The 18,638-nt window shown below is 60.9% G+C and carries 20 protein-coding genes; 16 read left to right on the top strand and 4 right to left on the bottom strand.

Features of this window, described 5'->3' with window-relative positions; translation table 11 throughout:
- The first annotated feature begins 15 nt into the window (after positions 1–15).
- The 8 genes from glmS (at position 16) to H9L06_RS04025 (ending at position 6,678) form a co-directional block, all read left to right on the top strand.
- Positions 16–1,866: a glutamine--fructose-6-phosphate transaminase (isomerizing) gene (gene glmS, locus H9L06_RS04060; protein WP_187555965.1), complete on the top strand. Its 1,851-nt coding sequence runs from the start codon at positions 16–18 to the stop codon at positions 1,864–1,866.
- Positions 1,863–2,225, top strand: a complete 363-nt coding sequence (locus tag H9L06_RS04055) for a holo-ACP synthase (RefSeq protein ID WP_187555964.1) — start codon at positions 1,863–1,865, stop codon at positions 2,223–2,225. Before glmS ends, H9L06_RS04055 begins: the two co-directional genes overlap by 4 nt.
- Positions 2,225–3,352 (top strand): alanine racemase, encoded by a 1,128-nt coding sequence (gene alr / locus H9L06_RS04050; protein WP_246454488.1) that lies wholly within the window; start codon positions 2,225–2,227, stop codon positions 3,350–3,352. Before H9L06_RS04055 ends, alr begins: the two co-directional genes overlap by 1 nt.
- 41 nt (positions 3,353–3,393) lie before the next feature.
- Positions 3,394–3,849 (top strand): tRNA (adenosine(37)-N6)-threonylcarbamoyltransferase complex ATPase subunit type 1 TsaE, encoded by a 456-nt coding sequence (gene tsaE, locus H9L06_RS04045; RefSeq protein ID WP_187556336.1) that lies wholly within the window; start codon positions 3,394–3,396, stop codon positions 3,847–3,849.
- Positions 3,846–4,508 carry a tRNA (adenosine(37)-N6)-threonylcarbamoyltransferase complex dimerization subunit type 1 TsaB gene (gene tsaB, locus H9L06_RS04040; RefSeq protein ID WP_187555963.1) on the top strand — a complete coding sequence of 221 codons (663 nt, stop codon included), beginning with the start codon at positions 3,846–3,848 and terminating at the stop codon, positions 4,506–4,508. Before tsaE ends, tsaB begins: the two co-directional genes overlap by 4 nt.
- Positions 4,505–4,957, top strand: a complete 453-nt coding sequence (gene rimI, locus H9L06_RS04035; protein WP_187555962.1) for a ribosomal protein S18-alanine N-acetyltransferase — start codon at positions 4,505–4,507, stop codon at positions 4,955–4,957. The genes tsaB and rimI overlap by 4 nt, the downstream gene beginning before the upstream one ends.
- Positions 4,954–6,036: a tRNA (adenosine(37)-N6)-threonylcarbamoyltransferase complex transferase subunit TsaD gene (tsaD, locus tag H9L06_RS04030; protein ID WP_187555961.1), complete on the top strand. Its 1,083-nt coding sequence runs from the start codon at positions 4,954–4,956 to the stop codon at positions 6,034–6,036. Before rimI ends, tsaD begins: the two co-directional genes overlap by 4 nt.
- A 72-nt stretch (positions 6,037–6,108) precedes the next feature.
- The gene (locus H9L06_RS04025; protein ID WP_187555960.1) at positions 6,109–6,678 is read left to right on the top strand and encodes a DUF4190 domain-containing protein; all 570 of its coding nucleotides are present in this window, start codon (positions 6,109–6,111) and stop codon (positions 6,676–6,678) included.
- 4 nt (positions 6,679–6,682) lie between these two features.
- On the opposite strand, the gene H9L06_RS04020 is transcribed toward H9L06_RS04025, so the two are convergent.
- Both H9L06_RS04020 and H9L06_RS04015 read right to left on the bottom strand, forming a co-directional pair.
- Positions 6,683–7,921, bottom strand: coding sequence for a THUMP-like domain-containing protein (locus tag H9L06_RS04020; protein WP_246454487.1), 1,239 nt, complete (start codon positions 7,919–7,921; stop codon positions 6,683–6,685).
- 4 nt (positions 7,922–7,925) lie between these two features.
- Complete coding sequence (locus H9L06_RS04015) at positions 7,926–8,321, bottom strand: DUF4190 domain-containing protein (RefSeq protein ID WP_187555959.1); 396 nt, start codon at positions 8,319–8,321, stop codon at positions 7,926–7,928.
- A 216-nt stretch (positions 8,322–8,537) separates the two neighbouring features.
- On the opposite strand from H9L06_RS04015, the gene groES reads away from it, so the two are divergent.
- The 7 genes from groES (at position 8,538) to guaA (ending at position 15,556) form a co-directional block, all read left to right on the top strand.
- Positions 8,538–8,834, top strand: a complete 297-nt coding sequence (groES, locus tag H9L06_RS04010; RefSeq protein WP_187555958.1) for a co-chaperone GroES — start codon at positions 8,538–8,540, stop codon at positions 8,832–8,834.
- 86 nt (positions 8,835–8,920) lie between these two features.
- Positions 8,921–9,853: an EamA family transporter RarD gene (rarD, locus tag H9L06_RS04005; RefSeq protein WP_187555957.1), complete on the top strand. Its 933-nt coding sequence runs from the start codon at positions 8,921–8,923 to the stop codon at positions 9,851–9,853.
- A 40-nt stretch (positions 9,854–9,893) separates the two neighbouring features.
- A complete protein-coding gene (gene guaB, locus H9L06_RS04000; protein ID WP_187555956.1) occupies positions 9,894–11,396 on the top strand; it encodes an IMP dehydrogenase in 1,503 nt (500 codons plus the stop codon).
- Positions 11,397–11,454: 58 nt separating this feature from the next.
- Entirely contained in the window at positions 11,455–12,576 is a 1,122-nt protein-coding gene (locus tag H9L06_RS03995) for a GuaB3 family IMP dehydrogenase-related protein (protein ID WP_187555955.1), read from the top strand.
- Between the two features lie 4 nt (positions 12,577–12,580).
- A complete protein-coding gene (locus H9L06_RS03990) occupies positions 12,581–13,483 on the top strand; it encodes an SURF1 family cytochrome oxidase biogenesis protein (RefSeq protein ID WP_246454486.1) in 903 nt (300 codons plus the stop codon).
- Between the two features lie 10 nt (positions 13,484–13,493).
- Positions 13,494–13,976: a DUF3817 domain-containing protein gene (locus H9L06_RS03985; protein WP_187555954.1), complete on the top strand. Its 483-nt coding sequence runs from the start codon at positions 13,494–13,496 to the stop codon at positions 13,974–13,976.
- Positions 13,973–15,556, top strand: coding sequence for a glutamine-hydrolyzing GMP synthase (gene guaA / locus H9L06_RS03980; RefSeq protein ID WP_187555953.1), 1,584 nt, complete (start codon positions 13,973–13,975; stop codon positions 15,554–15,556). The genes H9L06_RS03985 and guaA overlap by 4 nt, the downstream gene beginning before the upstream one ends.
- A gap of 114 nt (positions 15,557–15,670) precedes the next feature.
- Here guaA and H9L06_RS03975 read toward each other — a convergent pair whose 3' ends face one another.
- Positions 15,671–16,477, bottom strand: coding sequence for a Bax inhibitor-1/YccA family protein (locus tag H9L06_RS03975; protein WP_187555952.1), 807 nt, complete (start codon positions 16,475–16,477; stop codon positions 15,671–15,673).
- A 127-nt stretch (positions 16,478–16,604) separates the two neighbouring features.
- On the opposite strand from H9L06_RS03975, the gene H9L06_RS03970 reads away from it, so the two are divergent.
- Positions 16,605–17,639 carry a glycerophosphodiester phosphodiesterase family protein gene (locus tag H9L06_RS03970; RefSeq protein ID WP_187555951.1) on the top strand — a complete coding sequence of 345 codons (1,035 nt, stop codon included), beginning with the start codon at positions 16,605–16,607 and terminating at the stop codon, positions 17,637–17,639.
- Here the strand turns inward: H9L06_RS03970 and H9L06_RS03965 are convergent.
- Positions 17,628–18,632: an asparaginase domain-containing protein gene (locus tag H9L06_RS03965; RefSeq protein ID WP_187555950.1), complete on the bottom strand. Its 1,005-nt coding sequence runs from the start codon at positions 18,630–18,632 to the stop codon at positions 17,628–17,630. The two genes, H9L06_RS03970 and H9L06_RS03965, sit on opposite strands and share 12 nt — an antisense overlap.
- Between the last annotated feature and the right edge of the window lie 6 nt (positions 18,633–18,638).

Below are 18,638 nucleotides of genomic sequence, written 5' to 3'. Positions count from 1 at the left end.
ACTAAAATTGCGCGTATGTGTGGAATCGTTGGATACGTCGGCCCGAATGATACTGTCGAAGCGCTGCTGAACGGGCTGCGGCGGCTCGAGTACCGCGGCTACGATTCCGCCGGCGTTGCGGTTATAGACGCTGCAGGTGGCGTGTCGGTGCGCAAGAAGGCTGGCAAGCTCGCGAACCTCGAAGGGGTGCTTGAGGTTAGCCCTCTCGAGGCGACCGGTACGGGTATTGGTCACACTCGCTGGGCTACGCACGGCGGGCCAACAGACGTGAATGCGCACCCGCACCTGGGTGATGAGGGCAGGCTCGCAGTGATCCACAATGGCATCGTGGAGAACTTCGCCGAGCTGCGTGACGAGGTGACCAGTCGCGGTGCTGAGCTTGAGAGCGAAACCGACACTGAGGTGGTCGCCGCACTTCTCGGTTTAGAGGTGCAAGAAACTGGCGACCTTGAAACTGCGTTTCGGCGTGTCGTGAAGCGGCTTCACGGTACCTTCACGCTGCTCGCGATGCATCAGAATGAGCCGGGCAAGGTTGTTGCCGCGAGGCACCACTCGCCGCTCGTCGTCGGTGTCGGTGACGGAGAAAACTTCCTCGGCTCCGACGTCGCGGCATTCGTGTCGTCGACAAGGCGTGCGATCGCGGTCGACGAAGACAACATCGCCGTGATCACACCTGATGCTATTCGTATCGTCGATTTCGATGGGGCTCCCGTCGAATTCGAGGAGTACGAAGTCCAGTGGGACGCAGGGGCGGCCGACAAGGGTGGCTGGTCGTCCTTCATGGCGAAAGAGATCAGTGAGCAGCCCGATGCGATCGGAAACACGCTTCGCGGTCGCCTGGTCGATGGTCACGTCGATATCCCTGAACTCACCGAGTTGGGTGAGCCGCGCTTGCGCGAGGTGGATCGCATCATCATCATCGCCTGCGGCACCGCATCGTACGCTGGCATGATCGGCGCGTACGCGATTGAGCAGTGGGCGCGGGTGCCCGTGCAGGTCGAGCTCAGCCACGAGTTCCGGTACCGCGATCCGGTGCTCACGGATCGCACTATGGTGATCTCGGTGAGCCAGTCGGGGGAGACGATGGACACCCTGATGGCGGTGAAGTACGCGATCGAGCGCGGTGTCACGACGGTATCGGTGTGTAACACGCAGAGCGCGACGATTCCCAGGGAATCGGATGCGGCGGTGTACACGCACGCTGGGCCCGAAGTCGCAGTGGCATCAACGAAGGCATTCGTGGCGCAAATTACGGCGCTGTATCTGATTGGCCTGCATCTTGGCCGCGTGCGGGGAACGCTTGCGGCTGACGCCGAAGCTGAGGCCGTACGCCAATTCGAGACGCTTCCTGAGAAGATGGCAGAGGCTGTAGCGACGCACGAGCAGATTGCCCAACTCGCACACTGGATGGCGGATACGCGCTCGGTGCTCTTCCTCGGCCGTCACGTCGGGTACCCGGCAGCACTTGAGGGTGCGCTCAAGCTCAAAGAGATCGCATACATCCACGCTGAGGGGTTCGCGGCTGGTGAGCTCAAGCACGGTCCGATTGCGCTCATTGATCACGGCCAGCCAGTTTTCGTGCTTGTGCCAAGCCCCCGCACCTCGCCGCTCATGCACGCGAAGGTCGTCTCGAACATTCAAGAGATCCGTGCTCGCGGTGCGCGAGTGATTGCGATCGTCGAAAAGGGCGACACCGCGGTTCTCCCGTACACAGACGACGTTGTGCGCCTGCCGCTCTCCGACGCACTGTTCGACCCGATTCTTCAGGTGGTGCCGCTCCAGTGGTTCGCACTCGAACTGTCGACTGCGAAGGGTCTCGATGTTGACCAGCCGCGAAACCTCGCGAAATCGGTAACAGTCGAGTGATTGTCGGCATCGGGGTCGACATGGTCGACATAGCGCGTTTTGAGCGGCAGCTCGAGCGCACTCCGAAGCTGCGCGCTCGCCTGTTCAGCGCGCAAGAGCAGTCGCTCGCTGGGCACTCGCTTGCGGCGCGATTCGCCGCACGTGAAGCACTGATCAAGGCACTCGGCGATTCGTGGCACCTCACTTGGGGTGATTTCGAGGTGACCCGCGACGAACGCCGGGCGCCAGAGTTCGTTATGAACCCCGCGCTCGAGTCGGTGCTGCGCACCCGAGGGGCAGATCGGATTCACCTCACGATGACGCACGAGGCAGGAATCGCAACGGCGTTTGTTGTTCTTGAAGGTGGGGGTGCCAGCTGATGAGAACCGGAAATATGCGTGTGGCCGAGGTATCGATTGAGGCGATCCACCACAATGTGCGTAGGATCAGTGAGGTCACCTCTGGCGGTCAGATCATCGTCGTTGTGAAGGCCTGCGGATACGGTCACGGTGCGGTGATTGCGGCCGAGGCAGCGATGAGCGGCGGCGCGACGATGATTGCCACGGCAGATCTCGAAGAAGCGCTGCAGCTGCGTGACGCCGGTGTGACTGCGCCACTGCTGTGCTGGCTCCACGGTCCGCGCGTAGATTTTGCTCCGGCAATCTCGGCATCGATTGAGGTGGGAGTGAGTCGTCTCTCGCATCTCGAGGCGCTTGCGGCGGCGGCGAAAGAACTTGGCACGACGGCGACTCTGCAATTCAAGGTAGATACGGGCTTGAGCCGCAACGGTGCGGCCAAGGAAGAGTGGGAGACACTGTTCGCCCGTGGCGCTGAACTTGAACGCGAGGGGCTCGTGCGTGTCCGCGGCATCTTTAGCCACCTTGCGAACGCGGGGGAAGAAGCCGACCACGCACAGGGCGAGGTGTTTGACGAAGCAGTACGCATGTTGCGTGAGGCTGGGTCCGAGCCTGAGATGATCCACCTCGCTGCAAGCGCGGCTACGTTCTCTCGGCCGAAGCTTCACTACAACACAGTGCGCGTCGGGCTTGCGGCGTATGGGTTGAGTCCTTTTGTCGAGAAGACCTCGGCGCAGTTGGGCTTAGTTCCCGCGATGACGCTGCGTTCTGAGATTGTTGCGCTGCGCGGAGTACCTGCGGGCACCGGTGTTTCATATGGCTTCAACCATGTGTGCGAGGTTGCGACGACGCTCGCACTCGTGCCGATTGGGTACGCTGACGGCATGCCGCGTGCGCTCAACGGAAACGGCGCTTGGGTGACGATTGCGGGGGAGCCGCGCCCGATCGTCGGTCGCATCGGTATGGATCAGTTCATCGTCGACGTCGGGCCACTTGCGGGTCGCGTCGAGCTCGGCGAACCGGTGGTGCTGTTTGGCGACCCAGAGCGTGGGTATCCCGCTATTGAGGTATGGTCGCGACTCATGCGCACGATCAACTATGAGATTCTCGTGGGCATTGGCCCTCGAGTGATACGCCAGGCGGCTGAGTAGTGGGTAACGCGCAACAATTTACGGCAGAGCATCCCGACGCCATGCATGAACTCGGCGTGAAGCTCGGGCGCGTGCTTGCTGCTGGTGACCTCGTGATCTTGACGGGTCCACTGGGGGCGGGCAAGACCACGCTCACTCGGGGCATCGGCGAGGGGCTCGGGGTTCGCGGGCCCGTGCAGAGCCCAACATTCGTCATCGCGCGAACACATCCATCGCTCGTTGGCGGTGCTCCGCTTGTGCACGTGGATGCCTACCGACTCGCAAATATTGACGAGATTGAAGACCTCGATTTAGATTTTGAGGGGTCGGTCGTCGTCGCAGAGTGGGGTAGCGGTCTCACCGGCACCCGCGACTCCTGGGTTGAGATAGTGATCGAGCGACCCGTTGGCGGCGACAGCGAACCAGAGGACGACGCAACAGAAGACGCGCCGATCGAGCCGCGAGTTATTACGGTGACCGGTCACGGAACCCGGTGGCATGATGGAGTGATCTCATGAGCGCACCACTAATTCGAAAGGTCGAGGCCCCCGAACTCGGTCAGCGAGTGATGCTCGCGATCGATACCTCGCTCGGCACGAGCGTCGCAGTTGGGGCTAGTGGGTGGATCGCAGAGGTATCGAGTGATGATCCGCGCGGGCACGCAGAGCACATCGGGACGCTCATCGCACAGGCGCTCGCAGCGGCCACCACCGACGCGTCAAGCATCACCGATGTGGTCGCTGGCATGGGCCCTGGCCCGTTCACTGGCCTCCGCGTTGGAATCGCCGCAGCACACGCGTTTGCTGTGGGACGCGGTCTGAGCGTGTTGCCCCTCGTAAGCCACGATGCAGCCGCACTCGACTTGCTCGAAACGGGAGCGATCTCGGGCGTACGCGTGGTGCAAGACGCGAAGCGACGCGAGTTGTTTGTGACCGAGTACAGCGCGCTTGATTGGGCGGGTGTGCCGGTGCGCAGCGCCGATCCACACCTCGTACCGCGGGAAGGCTATGTGAGCGTCAGCAACGAAGCGCGGCCCGAGCGGGTGTCGGCCGCGGCTCTTGTGCGCCTCGCCGCCAGAATGCTCGCCGCGGGGCGCGAGTTCGAAGCGGATCGAGCGCTGTACCTGAGACAGCCCGATGTCATGCCGCCGTCAGCGCCGAAACCGGTCACGCCGTGAACATTCGTGATGCGGAGCCGGCAGACCTAGACGCCATTTGGGAGATCGAGCGTGCGGTTTTCGGTGCCGAGGCTTGGAGCCGCGAGATGATGCGCGAAGAATTGCACGCGGATCATCGACGCTACGTGGTGCTTGTAGACGAGGCCGACGAGGTGCGTGGATACGCGGGGCTGCTCGTGATCGGTGACGAAAGTGATATCCAAACCATCGCGGTGGATCCTGGGACGCGAGGAGGCGGATGTGGACGGGCGCTCATGAATACTCTGCTCGATACCGCAGCCGAACGGGGCGCCACCCAAACGTTTCTTGAGGTGCGCGCTGACAAGCCTGTTCCGAGGGCGCTGTACGCCTCGCTGGGATTCGCGGAAATTGGCATCCGGCCCAGGTACTATCAACCCGATGACGTCGACGCGATCGTCATGCGGCTCGACATGAAGGAGAGGCGATGAACACGACGGATCCCCTCGTTCTTGGCATCGAGACGAGTTGCGACGAAACAGGCGTCGGCATCGTTCGCGGTCGTACGCTGCTCGCCAACGCGATCGCCTCGTCAATGGACGAGCACGCGCGATTCGGGGGAGTGATTCCCGAAATCGCCGCGCGAGCACACCTCGAATCTATGACGTCAACAATCGAACGGGCGCTCGCCGACGCGGGGGTTGAATTGCACGAGCTTGATGCGATTGCTGTGACAGGTGGCCCTGGTCTTGCCGGAGCGCTCATGGTGGGGGTTTCTGCGGCGAAAGCACTCGCTGTGTCTCTAGACAAACCTCTCTACGCGGTGAACCATCTCGTCGGGCACGTCGGGGCAGATGTGCTCCAGGGTGAGGGTCTGCGCGAAGCCGTGGGGGCTGTTGGCGAGCTCGAATTGCCGACCATCGCCCTGTTGGTTTCTGGGGGGCACACCTCGCTCCTTCTTGTGCGAGATCTTGTCGGAGACGTGGAATTACTCGGTGAAACCATCGACGACGCTGCAGGTGAAGCCTTTGACAAAGTTGCGCGGCTGCTGGGGTTGCCCTACCCAGGGGGCCCGCACATTGACAGGGTCGCCGCAGACGGCGACCCTAACGCCATTCGGTTCCCGCGTGGGCTCACACTGCCGAAGTACCTCGAGAAGCACCGGTACGACTTCTCGTTCTCTGGCCTAAAGACCTCGGTTGCCCGATGGGTGGAACAGCGATCCGCGGCAGGTGAAGAGATTCCTGTCGCTGACGTGGCCGCAAGTTTCCGTGAGGCTGTCGTTGATGTGCTGCTCACGAAAGCGCTCGCCGCGTGCCGTGACTTCGAGGTACCAAGGCTCCTTCTCGGAGGCGGCGTGGTCGCCAACGCGCGTCTGCGCGAGGAGGCGACTGAGCGTGCAGCCGCAGCGGGGGTAGAACTTCGAGTACCGCCGCTGTCGCTCTGTACGGACAATGGCGCGATGATCGCTTCGCTCGGCGCGCAGCTCGTGATGAGCGGACATTCGCCCTCATCGCTTGGGTTTAGTGCCGACTCGACACTCCCGGTTACCGACATTCAGTTGCCCTAAGGCGTGCAGGTACAGGTATCGTTATTTTCGGGGGGAACCACGTACGCTACTCACGAACCTGTAAGGAACGATATGTCCGACAACACGCCGAACAACGAACCAGTGCCTAACTCAGGGGCATCAGCAGGTGACGTTCCATCGGCACCGCCAGTGCCACCGGCACCCCCAACCGCCCCGCCTGCGGCGCCAACTGAGCCGCCTGCGGCACCGACTGCACCGCCCGCAGCGCCGCAAGAACCTGCATACCAGGCACAGGCGCCGGGGGCACCATACGCAGCACCCGCACCAAACTACGCGGCCCCTGCTCCTGGCTATAGCGCGCCAGCAACTGTGCCGGGCAAGACGCTCGGCATCGTCGGGCTCATTGTCTCGATCATCTTCCCAATCTCGCTCATCGGCCTGATCCTCAGCATCGTCGCGCTCGTGCAGTCGAAGAAGGCTGGCGCGGGCAACGTTCCTGCGATCATTGGTATCGTCATCGGCCTGATCGGTGTCATCGTTGGCATTGTGATCATGGTGTCGATCTTCAGCCTCGCAGGTGCGACCACTGACGCACTTGAAGCATGCCTTGCTGGGGCTGAGTCGGCTGAGCTTCTCGGCCAGACCCTGCCTTGCTCGCAGATCATGTCGGGTAGCTACTAGGCACTCAGCACCGTTCGGCGAGCAACGCCAAGTGCTTGCTCGCCGAACGGGTGAGAATCAGTGTTGCTGAATTCTCGCCTTTGAGGCGCAAGCGCGTTCGAAGCGCGGCTGGATCAACATCCACGCCGCGCTTCTTTATTTCGAGCTTGCCTATGCTGCGCGCCTGTAGTGCTCGCTTCAAGTCTTTCTCACGAAACGGCAATTCTTCGACTATGCGAAAGGCCTGCGCAAACGGGGTTGTTTGCAACGTTTCTGAGGTGAGGTACGCGATGTGCTCGTGCAGCATGCCCGCATGAAGGTCGCGGGCGAGCTTGCCGATGAGACGAGAGCGGATCACAGCACCGTCGGGCTCATACAGGTAGGTGCCGAGTTCCTGCGCAGGCGCGTCTTCTGAGTCGGACTCACTGGTGAGTTCTGAAACCGATTTCGGGCCCGTTGACTTACTTCCAGAATGTATGACGGTTGCGACGCGGCGAATGCCTGGCCGTGCCGCTTCACCAAACCAGAGGCTCATTTCTACGAGAGCGCCGTCTATCGACACCCACTGTGCCTCTGCGTCTTCGGGAATGAGTTCCCGTTCGAATCCCGGCCCAAGTTTGACCCCACCAGAGCGCGCGGCACGCGCCGCACCGAAAGTGAAATCGAGCGAAGGAGCGTAGTCGGCTGAGGACACCCGCTTTGTGTTGCGGTGACCCGAAGTGCGGCGCGCTGGGTCGAGAAATACTGCGTCGGCATCGCCCGCACCTACTTCGGTAGCATCGCCCAGGAGTACATCGAACTTTGCTGACTCGAGAGCTGAAGCCTGCACAGCAAGGTTGTGTCGCGCAAATTCTGCGGTGAGTGCATCGATCTCGACTGCGCGCACGCGCATGCCTGCCCGGAGAAATGCGAGAGACTCAGCCCCGAGCCCACACCCCAGGTCTGCGACTGAGGCTGCACCAGCAGTAGCGAATCTCGTTGCATGAAGCTCTGCCACCGCAAGTCTCGAGGCCTGTTCAAGCCCTGCGGGGGTGAATAGCATGCGGTCTGCGAGCGCGCCGAACTTCTGGCCCGCTCGCTCCCGCAAGTCTGACTGTGTCAGGGCAGCAGCAATGAGGTCATGGTCGAAAGATTCTGACCGAACCCGCTGGGCAATTGCCGAGGGGGTCTCACCCGACTGGCGAAGCGCAGAGATTTCAGCGAGTAGGCGAGCGCCGCCCGGCTGCGTCAGCTGATCCCAGCCAGGCGTTGACGCGCGTGTCACCGGCTTAGTAGTAGTAATCCGAGCCCGCGCCTGCCGCCGCACTGATGATCATGACGATGAACCCAATGTAGGTAACGAAGAAGATCAATCCGAGGGCGAACACGCAGTACCCATAAATCAGTGCGGTGAGGGCGAGTCCGCGACCTGCATCGCCAGTTCGCTTGATCTGACTGAGGCCGATGTGGCCGAAAATGATGCCCGCGAGTGGCACGATGAAAGCGAGAATCACCGCAACTAGTGAATACGTGTTGGTGTCTTTCACCGTGGTGTTTGTCGGGAGGGGCTTCTGCTCCGCGTATCCCGAGGCATAGTTCAATGGCTGCTGACCGTATGCCTGAGACGCTTGTGGTGTCTGAGGGGCATACTGCTGCTGCGGGTATTCGGGAGGGGTGGTGGTCATGGGGTCTCCTCGCAAGAAAAAGGGTGTGGTTTCAAGCATAGTCAGGGGTGTAAACGCATCTGCCGCGGGTCACGCGCGGTTGCTGTGTTCGCTGTGCGCGATCCACACCCCAATGAGTTGGCACTCACCTTGCAAGAGTGCCAATGGGGGCCATAGAATCTCGTACAGAGGCACCCGTCTGGGTGAGAAACCATTAGCTTTGGAAAGAGGTCAACCGTGTCGGTCGCCATCAAGCCGCTCGAGGATCGTATCGTTATCCAGCAGGTCGAGGCAGAGCAGACAACTGCTTCTGGACTCGTTATTCCTGACAGTGCAAAGGAAAAGCCCCAGGAGGGCAAGGTTGTTGCAGTAGGGCCCGGCCGCGTGTCGGACAGCGGTACCCGCATTCCCGTTGACGTGAACGTCGGCGACACCGTTATCTACTCGAAGTTCGGCGGCACCGAGGTGAAGACCGGTGGCGAAGAGTACCTCGTGCTCTCGAGCCGCGATATTCTCGCAGTCATCGAGCGCTAAGCAGCTCACTCACATCGGGGCCTGCACCAGTTATGGTGCGGGCCCCGATGTATTTTGTGGGTGCTTCGGAGCCATAGGATGATCTCATGGGGAAGACGCGATCTGGACTGGGATACGGGTTCGGAGCATACTTTCTCTGGGGTGCGTTTCCGCTCTACTTCACGCTCGTAGCGGCGGTCAATCCGTTCGAGATTGTTTCGTGGCGTGTCGTCACGGCTCTGATTGTCTGCCTGCTGATTGTGACGATCACTCGAAGATGGTCGTTCGTCGTCGCGATCCTTAAGAATCCGAAATTGCTTGCGGCATTCGCGCTTGCATCTCTGCTGCTGTACAGCAATTGGCAGATTTTCGTCATCGGTGTTGTTTCAGGCAACATTCTTGAGACGTCGCTCGGGTATTTCATCAATCCACTGTTCACGGTCTTATTTGGTGTGATTTTTTGGCGTGAGAAACTCAATGTATTGCAGTGGATCGCAGTGTGCATTGCGGGCGCGGGAGTACTGTACTCGACGATTTCGTACGGCCAGGTACCGTGGATCGCGCTGGGCCTCGCGGTGTCGTTCGGCCTTTACGGAGTGGTGCACCAGCGGATTCCCAATGTCGATGGTGTCACAGGTCTCACCGTAGAAACGTTCGTCGTTCTTCCTTTGAGCCTCGTCCAAGCAGTCATCGTCGCGTCGATGGTAGGGATCACTGGTCTTTCTCATGGCGCAGGCGTGACTGTGCTCGTGCTACTCAGCGGACTCCTGACCGCTGCCCCGCTCATTTTGTTCGGTGAGGCTGCGCGTCGACTTCCCCTGACGTACCTTGGTTTTCTGCAGTTCATGACACCGGTGTTTGGGTTCTTGTTTGGCTATTTCATCATGCACGAGACACTGAGCCCCGGGCAGTGGGTTGGGTTCATCGCGGTGTGGATCGCGCTCGTCGTGCTCATCGCTGACATGTTGCGCCAAACGCGAACGATACCCCGGTCCCGTATGCCCGTACAGCCGATAACCGGTCAGATCCCCTTAGACTAGTAACCCCCGTCTTCTCCCGCCACAAGCTTAAAGAGGTTGTATGGAACAGCGTGACCCCTTCGCGTTCACTGGACTCACCTACGACGATGTGCTGCTGCTTCCGGCGCATACCGACGTCATTCCGAGTGAGGCTGACACCTCAACTCAGCTCACGAGACGCATCCGCTTGGGTATTCCGCTGATCTCGGCGGCAATGGACACAGTGACTGAGACCCGCATGGCGGTTGCCATGGCGCGCCAGGGCGGCCTCGGAATTCTGCACCGCAATCTGTCGATCCAAGATCAGGCCGAGATGGTCGACCGTGTCAAGCGCTCTGAAGCGGGCATGATCACGAACCCTGTGACCACGAACGTTGACGCGACGGTCGCTGAGGTTGATGCCCTGTGTGGCGAGTACCGCGTATCTGGTCTTCCGGTCGTCGACTCCGCGGGCGTGCTCCTCGGTATCATTACAAACCGAGACATGCGTTTCATCGATGTGAAAGACCGCGCGAATGTGCGGGTTAAAGACGCGATGACGCGTATGCCGCTGATTACCGCTCCCGCTGGTATTTCACGTGAGGCGGCCGCTGACCTCTTCAAGAAACACAAGATTGAGAAGCTTCCGCTCGTCGATAACGAGGGGCGCCTCACCGGCCTCATCACGGTAAAGGACTTTGATAAGGAAGAGCAGTATCCAAATTCCACGAAGGACGAGGCGGGCCGACTGCGCGTTGGTGCGGCCGTTGGCTTCTTCGGAGACGCATGGAAGCGCGCCGGTGCGCTGCTTGAATCGGGCGTCGATGTGCTCGTTGTTGACACCGCAAACGGTGACAGCCGCGGAGTGCTCGACATCATCGCCAAGATCAAAGCCGACCCGGCTTTCGCTGGCGTCGATGTAATCGGCGGCAACGTGGCAACGTACAACGGTTCAAAAGCAATGGTCGATGCCGGTGCCGACGCGGTAAAGGTGGGCGTTGGCCCAGGCTCGATCTGCACCACTCGCGTGATTGCTGGCGTTGGTGTTCCACAGGTCACGGCAGTGTACGAGGCTGCGAAGGCGGCAACGCCAGCAGGCGTGCCGGTCATTGCTGACGGTGGGCTTCAGCACTCAGGCGACATCGCAAAGGCACTCGTAGCGGGCGCATCCTCAGTGATGATGGGGTCGCTTCTCGCGGGCACTGACGAGAGCCCCGGCGACCTTGTGTTCGTGGGCGGCAAGCAGTTCAAGAACTACCGGGGAATGGGCTCGCTGGGCGCGCTGCAAACCCGTGGAGAGCGCACGTCGTACTCGAAGGACCGCTACTTCCAGGCTGACGTTCCGAGCGATGAGAAGCTCATTCCTGAGGGCATCGAGGGCCAGGTGCCATACCGCGGCCCGCTATCGGCCGTCGCTCACCAGATGGTCGGCGGCCTGCGCCAGTCGATGTTCTACGTCGGTGCGCGTTCCATCGAAGCGCTGAAAGAGCGCGGCGAGTTTGTGCGCATCACATCAGCAGGCCTCAAAGAAAGCCACCCGCACGACATCCAGATGGTTGTTGAAGCGCCAAACTACCGCAAGTAAACATGTGTCTCGGCCTCACCCGGCCAGCCTCTCAGAGTGTTCCAGATAGACTGGTCGGGTGAGCAACGAGATCGAAATCGGCAAGGGCAAGCGCGCGCGTCGCGTCTACACATTCGACGAGATCGGAATTGTCCCAACCCGTCGCACGCGAGACCCAGAGCTGGTATCTACGTCATGGACCATTGACGCATTTCAGTTCGATATTCCAGTCCTTGGTGCTCCTATGGATTCGGTTATGTCCCCAGACACCGCAATCCAGCTCGGTAAGCTCGGTGGCCTCGGTGTTCTGAACCTCGAGGGCCTCTGGACTCGTCACGACGATCCAGAAGCGAAGCTCGACGAGATCTCGAAGATTCAAGACGATGTCACTGCGGTGAAGCGCATGCGTGAACTGTACGCTGAGCCGATCAAGCCCGAGCTGATTCGCGACCGACTCGCTCAGGTGCGTGAAGCTGGCGTCACCGTCGCTGGTGCATTGTCGCCGCACCGCACAGTAGAGTTCACCGAAACCGTCGTCAAGGCGGGCGTCGACCTGTTCGTTATTCGCGGCAACACTGTCTCAGCAGAACACGTCTCGGTTGAGGGCCGCGAGCCGTTGAACCTCAAGCAGTTCATCTACGAGCTCGATGTGCCGGTCATTGTTGGGGGAGCGGCGACCTACCAGTCTGCCCTTCACCTCATGCGCACCGGCGCTGCTGGCGTGCTCGTCGGGTTTGGTGGCGGTGCTTCGTCGACCACGAGGGTTACGCTCGGCATTCGCGCACCAATGGCAACGGCGATTGCAGACGTTGCGGGCGCACGCACCGATTATCTCGATGAATCAGGTGGCCGCTACGTTCACGTAATCGCAGACGGTGGCCTTGGCACGTCGGGCGACTTCATTAAGGCAATTGCCTGCGGCGCCGACGCGGTCATGTTGGGTGCTGCTCTCGCACGCGCGACCGACGCTCCGGGCCGCGGCTGGCACTGGGGCCAAGAGGCGCATCACGATGACCTGCCTCGCGGCCGCAGAGTTGCCGTTGAGCAGGCAGTTCCTCTTGAAGAGATCATGAACGGCCCCGCGCATATCGCCGACGGCAGTGCGAACCTGGTGGGTGCGCTGCGTCGCGCCATGGCGACGAGCGGTTACTCCGATGTGAAGGAGTTCCAGCGGGTCGGCATCGTTTACGCCGAGCGCTGAGTCGATGTCGAGAAGACGTCCTGAGTACCTCGGGGAGCCGACGCTCGCGCAGGTTATGCGCAGACCCCAGTGGATCCTGGCGCTGATCCTCGCTCTTGTCGTTGCGAGTGTGTTTGCATGGCTCGGTCAATGGCAGATGGAGAATGCGATCCGCCACAATGTCGACGAACTCACAAACACAGAGACCGTTCGGCCAATTGACGAGCTGACCGACCCGATTCCCGGAATACCGGAGATCGCGGCGGGCGCTGTGGTATCTATCGACGGCGCCTTTGTCGCTGGCGACTATGCAATCGTGAGCGATCGATTGAATAGCGGATCAGAAGACCCCGAGAACGACCCCGATCGTGCACTGGGCTCTTGGGTGGTTGCGCACTTTGAGCGTGACGGTGAGCAAGTTGCGAGTTTGTCGGTGGCAGTTGGTTGGGCGCCGAGTGACTCCGAAGCTCAGTCAGCGATCGAGAGGCTCGACGCGATGCCAGCTGAGACCCTCATGATTGAGGGCAGGTATTTGCCGCCCGAGGCCCCTGAGACGCCAGCCCGCAGCGATGATCCACACACTATGCGCACCATGCTGCCCGCGCACCTCGTGAATATTTGGGATACCGCGCCAGAGGGCCCGATTTACGGTGGGTATCTCGTGCTGCACCCGAGCAACGATGCTACGTCAACACTCCTGAGCGAGGCTGGGCTCACTCCCATCGACTCGGTTGCGCCCGATGAACCAGAGCGCGTGAGCTGGCTCAACGTCTTCTACGCCATCGAATGGGTGGTGTTTGGAGTGGTCGCCCTGTTCCTCTGGTACCGACTCGCACGCGATGCATGGGAGAAGGAGCACGAAATGATGTTGCTCATGGAGGCCGAGGCGAATGCCGCGGCCGAATCCGCAACCCAAAACCCGACATAGAATGGAAGCCATGCAACTGCAGCCCAAGCCCGAGGACTACCCCCGGATTCGTCGTTCACTGAGCATCTATAAGGTGACTTCGGTGATCACCGGCATCATGCTGTTGCTTCTGTGCGCCGTAATGGTGATGAAGTACGCGTTTGGCGTTGCACTATTTCTCTTCACGCCGAACGCGATCGCCGAATTCCTCCCTATCGTGCCTGAGGGACAGGAGGCCGAGTTCCCTCGCGAGGGCTTCGACCTGTTCAAGGCGATCCTCATTGCGCACGGCTGGTTCTACGTGGTGTACCTCATCTCAGACTTCCTGCTGTGGAGCCCGATGCGGTGGGGCTTCACCAAGTTCCTGCTCATCGCACTTGGCGGGGTCATCCCCTTCCTGTCATTCTTCCTCGAGGGCAGGGTCGCCCGCGAGGTCACCAGCTTCCTCGATGAAAAGGAGGCCGCGCTCGCTGCCTCGGATCCGTCGACGACTCCCATGAAAGGCCAAGCATGACAGAGCAGGCGCATATCGGGCACCGCCCCGTACTCGTCGTAGATTTCGGCGCACAGTACGCACAGCTCATCGCACGACGCGTTCGCGAGGCGGGGGTGTACTCCGAGCTGGTGCCGCACACGATAACGGCAGACGAGGTGCTCGCGAAGCAGCCACTTGGCATCGTGCTTTCGGGTGGGCCGTCGTCGGTCTACGCAGAGGGTGCGCCAGCGTTTGACGATGCAATCTTCGATCTCGGCATTCCGACACTTGGTATTTGCTACGGGTTTCAGGTCATGGCACGTGCCCTCGGTGGCACCGTTGCGCACACGGGAGACCGCGAGTACGGCGCAACGGCGGCGCAGGTTGTGGGCGACGGGGGAGCGATTCTCCAGGGCCAGCCCTCGGATCAAAATGTGTGGATGAGCCACGGCGACGCAGTTCAGCAGGCCCCAGCGGGGTTCGAGGTGCTCGCTTCGACCGCGGTTACCCCGGTGGCGGCATTTGGATCGGCAGAACGCAAACAGTATGGTGTGCAGTGGCACCCCGAGGTGAAGCACTCCGACCACGGCCAGAAGGTGCTTGAGAACTTCTTGCACAATGTTGCTGGCATTCCCTCTGATTGGAACGCAGGCAATGTTATCGCCGAGCAGATCGAGGCGATTCGCAAGCAGGTTGGCAACGCACGTGTCATCTCGGCGCTTTCTGGTGGTGTCGACTCGGCTGTCTCGACTGCGCTCGTGCATGAGGCCATTGGCGATCAGCTCACCGCCGTGTTTGTAGATCACGGGCTGCTGCGCAAGGGCGAGCGTGAGCAGGTGGAGCGCGACTATGTTGCCTCGACCGGTGTGCATCTCATCACCGTTGACGCAGCCGACATCTTCCTTGGTCACCTTGAGGGCGTTACCGATCCCGAGGAGAAGCGTAAGATTATCGGTCGCGAGTTCATTCGCGCGTTCGAGAAGGTGCAGCTCGATCTTGTCGCCGAGGCGAAGGCCGAGGGCGAAAAGGTGAAGTTCCTCGTGCAGGGCACGCTCTATCCCGATGTTGTCGAGTCGGGCGGTGGATCGGGGACTGCGAACATCAAGAGCCATCACAATGTCGGTGGTCTGCCTGAAGACCTCGACTTTGAACTCATCGAGCCGCTTCGCGCACTGTTTAAAGATGAGGTGCGTGCGATCGGACGTGAGCTCGGTATTCCCGAGGCGATTGTCGGTCGTCAGCCGTTCCCTGGCCCCGGTCTAGGTATCCGCATTGTTGGTGAGGTCACGCGCGAGCGTCTCGAGATTCTTCGCGAGGCCGATGCGATCGCTCGTGCTGAGCTGACCGCAGCTGGGCTCGACGGTGAGATCTGGCAGTGCCCCGTCGTGCTGCTCGCAGATGTGCGCTCAGTCGGTGTGCAGGGTGACGGCCGTACCTACGGGCATCCCATCGTGTTGCGCCCGGTGTCGTCGGAAGATGCGATGACCGCCGACTGGACTCGTGTGCCCTACGACGTGCTTGCACGCATCTCGAACAAGATCACGAACCAGGTGCCAGAGGTAAATCGAGTGGTGCTCGATGTGACCTCGAAGCCACCCGGGACAATCGAGTGGGAGTAACCCACTCGATATAGACGCAGTGTGGCACTCGGGTGCGTGAGCGCCCGAGTGGGAACAGCAGAATAACGAAAATGCCCCCGGCCTTGTGGCCGGGGGCATTTTCTATGCGTCTTGTTAATCGCGGAAGATTGCGATGATGCGCAGGATCTCGATGTACAGCCAGATGAGCGTGACTGTGAGGCCGAAAGCTGCGCTCCATGCCCACTTTTCAGGAACACGGTTCTTGACACCGTTCTGAATAAGTTCGAAGTCCATGACGAGTGAGTACGAGGCAAGGAGTACCGCAAGGATACCGATGACAATTCCGAGGGTTCCACTGCGCATGCCCCACGCTGAGTCGGTTGCGCCGAAGACCATCATGCCGACGTTGACGAGCGAGAACGCGAGGTAGCCGACCATGGCGACGAGGAAGATCTTCGTCATGCGAGGGCTCGTGCGCACCTTGCCGCTGCGGAAGAGGAGAAGCGTGACGCCGAAGACCGAGAGTGTGCCGACGACCGCTTGCGTCACGATGCCTGGATACAGTGCTTCGAATGTGCCCGAGATGCCGCCGAGGAAGAGGCCCTGCGCTGCCGCATATGCGACGATGAGTGGAACGCTCGGCTCCTTCTTGAACGCGTTCACGAGTCCGAGCACGAGGCCAGCAATTGCTCCGGGGATCATGAGTGCCGGCATGTACCAACCGACGGCACCGAGTGCGAGCACGACGACGAAGAGCAGCACCGTCTTCGAGATGGTGTTCTCATAGGTCATTGGCCGATCTGAGGGCGTGATGACCGGTGGCTGTGCTGCCTCGGCTGGCGCATCAACACCTGGACGGTGCGTTTCGGCTGCGGGCTGTTCGTAAATACGGCGCAACTCCTCGGCGGTGAGTGTTTTGCCGTTGAGAGCGGGGTTATTGCTGAGTGCGGGATTGCTCATGCGCTGGGACCTTTCGAAGCGGATCGGGCAATATGTAATTGAGTCTATCGGCGCAACGTTAGCTCCTGGCTGTGACACTGCCTGATGTTCGCTGACGGCGCGCTGCCTGGGGTCGTAGGCTTGACGCATGGTTTCCGATTCGTTGCACCCACTGGTGATTGGGCACCGCGGCGCACCCGGTTACCGGCCAGAGCACAGCGAGTCCTCGTATCGGCTCGCGTGTGAGCTCGGTGCCGATGCGGTCGAACCAGATATTGTCGTGACTCGCGACGGCGTGCTTGTGGTGCGTCATGAGAATGAGATTTCGGGCACCACCGATGTTGCTTCGCGCAAAGAGTTTGCGGATCGCCGCGCGACGAAAACGATCGACGGAAAGCGGCTCACAGGCTGGTTCACTGAGGACTTTACCTGGGCGGAGCTCTCGAAACTCAGGTGCGTTGAGCGGTTGAAGCGGATCCGCCCAGAAAACAGGGAGTTTGATCGAACCGAGCCAATCTTGCGCCTTGTCGATGTGCTTCGCATTATCGACCAGGAGAGCGCGTCGAGTGGGCGCGAGATCGCGGTTATCGTCGAGGTGAAGCACGCAGACTATTTTGCGTCGATCGGCGTCGATATTGGTGCGTTGCTGCTGTCAGAACTCAGTACCGCCGGGTGGGCGGATCGACCTGAGCGACTCGTTATCGAATGCTTTGAGCTTGGGGTGCTTGAGCAATTGCGCGATGCAGGAGTGCGAGCGAGCCTTGTGTTTCTCGCCGAGCGCATTGGCGCACCGGCCGACGAGGTAGCGCGAGCGAGGGCCGGCGGCCCGCGTGCGAACCCTTACGGTTGGTACCGTACGAATGCCGGCCTCGACAGCTTGGTCGGGCGGGTCGACGGTGTGAGCGTCGATAAGAGCAGCCTCATTCGCACGACTCCATTCGGTCTCGCAGCAGGCCCCACCGACCTCGCGCAGCGCGCACACGAACGCGGGCTACTCGTATATACCTGGACGCTGAGGCCAGAGAACCGCTACCTGAACATGCGATTTCATTCTTCGATGCGTCACGCGGAGTGGGGCGATTGGCAGGCAGAGTTTGCGCTCATCATCTCTTCGGGAGTCGACGGGATCTTCGTAGATCACCCCGATCTCGGGGTGGCGGCACGCGGGGCGTCAGGCAGCTGACGGAGTGAGCTCGCCGACAAGATTGTGTGGCATGAGCTCTGCAATCTCGGGCCGGGTGAATCCCTGATCGATGAGGTACCCGACCTTAGCGATGGCCGCCTCAAGCGTGAGGTCACTGCCGCCGATGACTCCCGTCGCCGCAAACTGGCGGCCGACCGCGTAGCGCTCGGTGTCGACGCTGCCCAGGGCGCATTGAGTGACGGCGACCACCGGCATGCGTGCGCTCACCTCAGCGAGTGCGTCTGCAATGCCGCGCTGCGCCATGGGTGCATTGCCCGCGCCGTAGCACTCGAGAACGAGCGCGTCTGGCCCACCACCAACTGCAGCGAGGAGGTCGGCTGCATTCACGCCGGGGGTGAATCGAAAAGTGACGACTCGGGCGATCGACGATCCACCGTCAACTGATCGCTGCGGAAGACCCCGTGGCGCGCCACCCAGTTTTCGTTCTGCACGGAACGCGATGAGCCCCTCAGCGTCAGACTTCGTCGCCCGGACCGCGGGAATCACTGTGCCACCGAACGCGACTGAGACGGGCGCTTTCGGGTTAGCCTGGGTGACCGTGCGGATCGCGAGGGACAGATTGTCGAACGCGTCAGTCTGTTCTGCTCCGTGTGGGAACTGGCTGCCGGTGATGGTCACTGGTACACCGAGGTCTGCGAGCTCGAACGCGAGACGCGATGCGGTGTACGCAAGAGTGTCCGTTCCGTGCGTAACCACTACTGCGCTCGCGCGCATCGCTCCCACTCGAGCACGTATAGCGCGAGCAATTTTTGGGGCAGTCTCTTCGTCTGCGTTCGCGCTCTCGATTGCGGGCTGAAGCTGATTCACGCGGGCGCGGTATCCGAGACGCAACGCTATCTCGTTCGCACGATGCTCAAGGATCTCGCCAAAGTTCGGGTCTATCTCTAGGCCTTTGCCGAGATCATGCATTCCGATAGTGCCACCGGTAGCGAAAATGAGCACGGTGGGCAGTTCAACCTCGGTTCGACGCATTGCACC

This window comes from Leucobacter denitrificans (genome assembly GCF_014396385.1).
GTDB classification, from domain to species: domain Bacteria; phylum Actinomycetota; class Actinomycetes; order Actinomycetales; family Microbacteriaceae; genus Leucobacter; species Leucobacter denitrificans.
Note: the sequence above shows the minus strand (reverse complement) of the source record. Positions and strands in the feature narration are given on the sequence as shown.

Bases quoted from the DNA above. Each gene is read 5' to 3' on its own strand.
- guaB (WP_187555956.1), top strand. From the start codon at position 9,894: ATGGAACAGCGTGACCCCTTCGCGTTCACTGGACTCACCTACGACGAT.
- H9L06_RS03990 (WP_246454486.1), top strand. From the start codon at position 12,581: ATGTCGAGAAGACGTCCTGAGTACCTCGGGGAGCCGACGCTCGCGCAG.
- H9L06_RS03975 (WP_187555952.1), bottom strand. From the start codon at position 16,477: ATGAGCAATCCCGCACTCAGCAATAACCCCGCTCTCAACGGCAAAACA.
- H9L06_RS03965 (WP_187555950.1), bottom strand. From the start codon at position 18,632: ATGCGTCGAACCGAGGTTGAACTGCCCACCGTGCTCATTTTCGCTACC.
- H9L06_RS03970 (WP_187555951.1), top strand. From the start codon at position 16,605: ATGGTTTCCGATTCGTTGCACCCACTGGTGATTGGGCACCGCGGCGCA.
- glmS (WP_187555965.1), top strand. From the start codon at position 16: ATGTGTGGAATCGTTGGATACGTCGGCCCGAATGATACTGTCGAAGCG.
- tsaE (WP_187556336.1), top strand. From the start codon at position 3,394: ATGCATGAACTCGGCGTGAAGCTCGGGCGCGTGCTTGCTGCTGGTGAC.
- tsaD (WP_187555961.1), top strand. From the start codon at position 4,954: ATGAACACGACGGATCCCCTCGTTCTTGGCATCGAGACGAGTTGCGAC.
- H9L06_RS04015 (WP_187555959.1), bottom strand. From the start codon at position 8,321: ATGACCACCACCCCTCCCGAATACCCGCAGCAGCAGTATGCCCCTCAG.
- alr (WP_246454488.1), top strand. From the start codon at position 2,225: ATGAGAACCGGAAATATGCGTGTGGCCGAGGTATCGATTGAGGCGATC.
- guaA (WP_187555953.1), top strand. From the start codon at position 13,973: ATGACAGAGCAGGCGCATATCGGGCACCGCCCCGTACTCGTCGTAGAT.
- H9L06_RS04025 (WP_187555960.1), top strand. From the start codon at position 6,109: ATGTCCGACAACACGCCGAACAACGAACCAGTGCCTAACTCAGGGGCA.
- tsaB (WP_187555963.1), top strand. From the start codon at position 3,846: ATGAGCGCACCACTAATTCGAAAGGTCGAGGCCCCCGAACTCGGTCAG.
- H9L06_RS03985 (WP_187555954.1), top strand. From the start codon at position 13,494: ATGCAACTGCAGCCCAAGCCCGAGGACTACCCCCGGATTCGTCGTTCA.
- rarD (WP_187555957.1), top strand. From the start codon at position 8,921: ATGGGGAAGACGCGATCTGGACTGGGATACGGGTTCGGAGCATACTTT.